The sequence below is a fragment of the Saccharomonospora iraqiensis subsp. iraqiensis genome, assembly GCF_000430445.1.
Classification (GTDB): Bacteria; Actinomycetota; Actinomycetes; order Mycobacteriales; family Pseudonocardiaceae; genus Saccharomonospora; species Saccharomonospora iraqiensis.
Genome location: NZ_KE387080.1, coordinates 1 through 4,458, shown reverse-complemented (window position 1 = coordinate 4,458; position 4,458 = coordinate 1). Strand labels below are relative to the sequence as shown.

The following is a 4,458-nucleotide window of genomic DNA, read 5'->3' as shown; positions in this document are numbered from 1 at the left end:
GCCCGCGCGGTGCGGCTCGCGGGCCGGATGCGCGAACTCGGCGAGGCGGGTGACCTCGCCGAGTTCCTGGAGTACGACATCGCCTTCCACACCCTGCTGCTGCGCAGCAGCGGCAACGAGATGTTCGGTGCGCTGGCCGACGTGGTCGCCGTGGTGCTGCGCGGCCGGACCCGGCTCGGGCTGATGCCCCACCAGCCGGTGCCCGAGGCGTTACGCCTGCACGAACGGGTGGCCGACGCGGTCGCCCGCGGCCTGCCCGACCCCGCCGAGGCCGCCATGCGCGACCTCCTGGCGGAGGTCCGCGACGCCATGCTCCCCCTCTGGCGCCGCTGACCCCGCGAGTCGCCACCCCAGAACCGCGAGTTGACGCCAGGAGCCCGCGAGTCGCCACCCCAGGACGGCGAGTTGACGCCCGGGACCCGCGAGTCGGCACCCTGGACGGCGAGTTGACGTCAGGGCCCCGCGAGTGACCACTCCGGTCCGCGAGTCGATGCCAGCGGCCCGCGAGTGGGCGTCGGGGACACGTGGGTCGGCGCTCGGGTCCCGCGAGCCTTCCGGCACAGGTCGACGGTCGACGTTCGGCGGTCGCCGGCATGGGGCGTCGACTCGCCGGCAACTCGGCGGCCCGAGGTGTCGACTCGCCGGCCTGGGGTGGCGACTCGCGGACCCCGAATGGCGACTCGCGGACCCTGAATGGCGACTCGCGGACCCTGAATGGCGACTCGCGGGACTGGGGTGGCGACTCGCCGGGGTCAGGGGCGGGCGTCCTCGCGGAGGAGGTCGGCGGCCTTCTCGCCGATGGCCATGGTGGTGATGCACGGGTTGACCGCGATGAGGAAGGGCATGGCCGAGCCGTCGGCGACCCGCAGCCGGTCCACCCCCCGCACCCGCAGCCGTTCGTCCAGGGGGGCCTCGCGGTCGTTCGACGGGCCCATCCGCACGGTGCAGGACGGGTGGTAGACGGTGTTGTGCGTTTTCATCAGGTAGTCGCCGATCTCGTCGTCGGTCGTCGCGTCCGGTCCCGGCGCCAGCTCCGCGCCCGCCCACTCGCGCATCGCCGGTTGCGCGACGATCTCCCGGGCCAGCCGGACGCCGTAGGTCATCACCCGCAGATCGTGCGGGTCGCTGAAGTAGCGCGGGTCCACTCTGGGCTTGTCCCGGAAGTCCCGGGTGCGCAGCCGCACCGTCCCGGTGGACCGTGCCCGGGTGACGTTCGGTGTCAGGCAGAAGCCGTTCTCCGTGGTGGGATAGCCGTGCCGCAGGGTGTTCAGGTCGAACGGCACGGATCCGTAGTGGAACATCAGGTCCGGCCGGTCGAGACCTTCCCGGGTCGTGGTCATGATGCCGATCTCCCACCACTGGGTGGAATCCCGCACCATCGGCCTGCGCGCATCCCACTGCACCAGGCCCTCCGGGTGGTCCTGGAGGTTGCGCCCCACACCCGGTGAGTCCACGACGACGTCGATGTCGAACCCGGCGAGCTCCTCGGCGGGGCCGATCCCGGACAGCATGAGCAGCTTCGGGGTGTCGATCGCACCGCTGGACACGACCACCTCGTTGCGGGCGCGGATGTGCTCGCTGTGCTGCATGTCCTCGGTGAGGACCTCGACCCCGGTGCACCGGGTCCCGTCGAAGGTGAGGTGCTTGGCCCGCACCCCCGTGCGGACCTGGAGGTTGGTTCTCCTGCCGAGCACCGGGTGCAGGTACGCCACCGACGCCGACGCCCGGATGCCGTCCTCCCGGGCGTTGATCTGGAACCAGTTGGCGCCGTGGGTGACCGTCGTGCCCGTGTTGAAGTCCGTGCGGGGGATCCCGGCCTGTTCGCAGGCGTGCAGCAGCGCCACCCCGGCCGGGTCGTGCGGGGGCACGCTGCGGATCCGGACCGGGCCGGTGCGGCCGTGGTGCTCGCCCGGGGCGTCGTTGTCCTCCAGCCGTCGGTACAGCGGGAAGATGTCCTCGGCCGACCATCCGGGCAGGCCGAGGTCCGCCCACTCGTCGAGGTCCTCCCGGGGCGCCCAGAACGCGATGGCGGAGTTGTGCGACGAGCACCCGCCGAGCACCTTCGCCCGGGCGTGGCGGAGGAACGAGTTGCCCGACTCCTGCGGTTCCACGGGATAGTCCCAGTCGTATCCGGACTCCAGCAGTTCCATCCACCGGGTCAGTTCCAGCACCGGCCGGGCGTCCACATCGGAAGGCCCCGCCTCCAGCAGGCAGACCGAGGTGTCCGGATCCTCCGACAGGCGGGCCGCCACGACCGAACCGGCGGTACCGCCGCCGACGACGACGTAATCGAACTCGGGGGACACGTCACACTCCTTCTCGTCCGGCTGTCGGCCCGCCCCGTCCGGCTGTCGGCGGTCGTCCGCGTGCCGCGGGGTGGCCGTCCGCGCGCCGACAACGGCCCGGGTGGGTCCAGTATCCGGCCCGTAGTCGCCGCGGGCAGCGTGTGACCTGCACCGTCGGTGGCACGGTGTGGTGATGCGGCCCGTGCGGCCACCGACAGCGGGTGAGCGAGCCACCCGGCCGGGTGCGTGTTCCCTAGACTGGGTCGGAACGAGGCAGCGACAACGACGGCGAGCGAGGTGGAGCGTGACGTTGCTGGAGTCCGTAGACGGGCCCGCAGACCTCAAGCGGATGGACCACGAGGAACTGGCCGTACTGGCGGGGGAGATCCGGGACTTCCTCGTCGAGAAGGTGCGCAGGGCCGGTGGTCACCTCGGCCCGAACCTCGGGGTCGTCGAGTTGACGCTCGCGTTGCACCGCGTGTTCGACTCCCCGCGGGACGCGCTGCTGTTCGACGTCGGACACCAGTCGTACGTGCACAAGATCGTCACCGGGCGGCGGGACGAGTTCGACGGGCTCCGCCAGCAGGGTGGCATCGCGGGCTACCCGGCGCGTGCGGAGAGTGAGCACGACCTGATCGAGAACAGTCACGCCTCCACCGCCCTCTCCTACGCGGACGGGCTGGCGAAGGGCTTCACGCTCGACGGCGGCGGACGCCACGCCGTCGCCGTGGTCGGGGACGGGGCGCTGACCGGCGGGATGTGCTGGGAGGCGCTGAACAACATCGCCGCCGACCCGGAACGGCCGATCGTGATCGTGGTCAACGACAACGGCCGGTCCTACTCGCCCACGATCGGCGGTATCGCCGAGCACCTCGCCGCGCTGCGCCTGCGCCCCGGGTACGAGCGGCTGTTGGACGGCGGCCGTGAGCTGCTGCAGAACACCCCGGTGGTCGGCAAGCCGCTCTACACCGCCCTGCACGCGGCCAAGGCCGGGCTCAAGGACGCCGTCACCCCGCAGGTGATGTTCTCCGACCTCGGGCTGAAGTACCTCGGGCCCGTCGACGGGCACGACCTCGTCGCGCTGGAGAAGGCGCTGGCCAACGCCCGGTCGTTCGGTGGTCCGGTGATCGTGCACGCCGTCACCGAGAAGGGGCACGGGTATCCGCCCGCGGTCTCGGACGAGGCCGACCAGATGCACCAGACGGACCCCATCGACCCGGCCACCGGGCAGCCCCCCGCGAAGAAGACCAGCTGGACGTCGGTGTTCGGCGAGGAACTGGCCCGCATCGGGGGCGAACGCGAGGACGTGGTGGCGATCACGGCGGCGATGCTGCGGTCGACGGGGCTGCACACCTTCGCCGAGGCGTTCCCCGACCGGTGGTTCGACGTCGGCATCGCCGAGCAGCACGCGGTCACCTCGGCCGCGGGGCTGGCGATGAGCGGACGGCACCCGGTGGTCGCGGTCTACTCCACCTTCCTCAACCGCGCCTTCGACCAGACACTGATGGACGTCGCGCTGCACCGCCAGCCCGTGACGTTCGTGCTCGACCGCGCGGGCGTCACCGGACCGGACGGGCCCAGCCACCACGGCATGTGGGACCTGTCCCTGCTCGGCATGGTCCCCGGCATGCGCGTGGCCGCCCCCCGCGACGCGGAGACGCTGCGGGAGGAGCTGCGGGAGGCGGTCGCCGTCTCCGACGGCCCCACGGCGCTGCGGTTCTCCAAGGGCGGTGTCGTCGAGTCGGTGCCCGCGGTCGACCGGCTCGGTCCGGTGGACGTGCTGCGGCGCGGGTCCGGTGCGGACGTCCTGCTCGTCGCGGTCGGTGCGTTCGCGCGGCTGGGGCTGGCCGCCGCCGAGCGGCTCGCCGACCAGGGCATTGGGGTCACCGTGGTGGACCCGAGGTGGGTCGTGCCGGTGCCGGAGGAACTGGTGGCGCTGGCCTCCGGGCACCGGCTCGTGGTCACCGTGGAGGACAGCGGACGGCACGGCGGCTTCGGTTCGGCCCTCGGGGGAGTGCTGCGGGACGCCGACTGCGACGTGCCGCTGCGCGACCTCGGGGTGCCGCAGCGGTTCCTGGAGCACGGCAGCCGGGACGAGGTGCTCGCCGACGTCGGGCTCACCGCGCAGGACGTCGCGCGCCGGGTCACCGAGTGGGCGGCCGGGCGGCTCGGC

General features: G+C 72.5%; 3 protein-coding genes. 2 read left to right on the top strand and 1 reads right to left on the bottom strand.

Going from position 1 to position 4,458, the window contains the following annotated elements:
• Window positions 1-333, top strand: a 333-nt coding sequence (locus ACTIR_RS0109035; RefSeq protein WP_026454019.1) for a FadR/GntR family transcriptional regulator, incomplete at its 5' end; no start/stop codon positions are given.
• A 419-nt stretch (window positions 334-752) separates the two neighbouring features.
• Here ACTIR_RS0109035 and ACTIR_RS0109030 read toward each other — a convergent pair.
• Window positions 753-2,306, bottom strand: coding sequence for a GMC family oxidoreductase (locus ACTIR_RS0109030; RefSeq protein ID WP_026454018.1), 1,554 nt, complete (start codon window positions 2,304-2,306; stop codon window positions 753-755).
• A 283-nt stretch (window positions 2,307-2,589) separates the two neighbouring features.
• On the opposite strand from ACTIR_RS0109030, the gene dxs reads away from it, so the two are divergent.
• Window positions 2,590-4,458 (top strand): 1-deoxy-D-xylulose-5-phosphate synthase (dxs, locus tag ACTIR_RS0109025; RefSeq protein WP_026454017.1); only part of this gene is annotated, 1,869 nt, incomplete at its 3' end.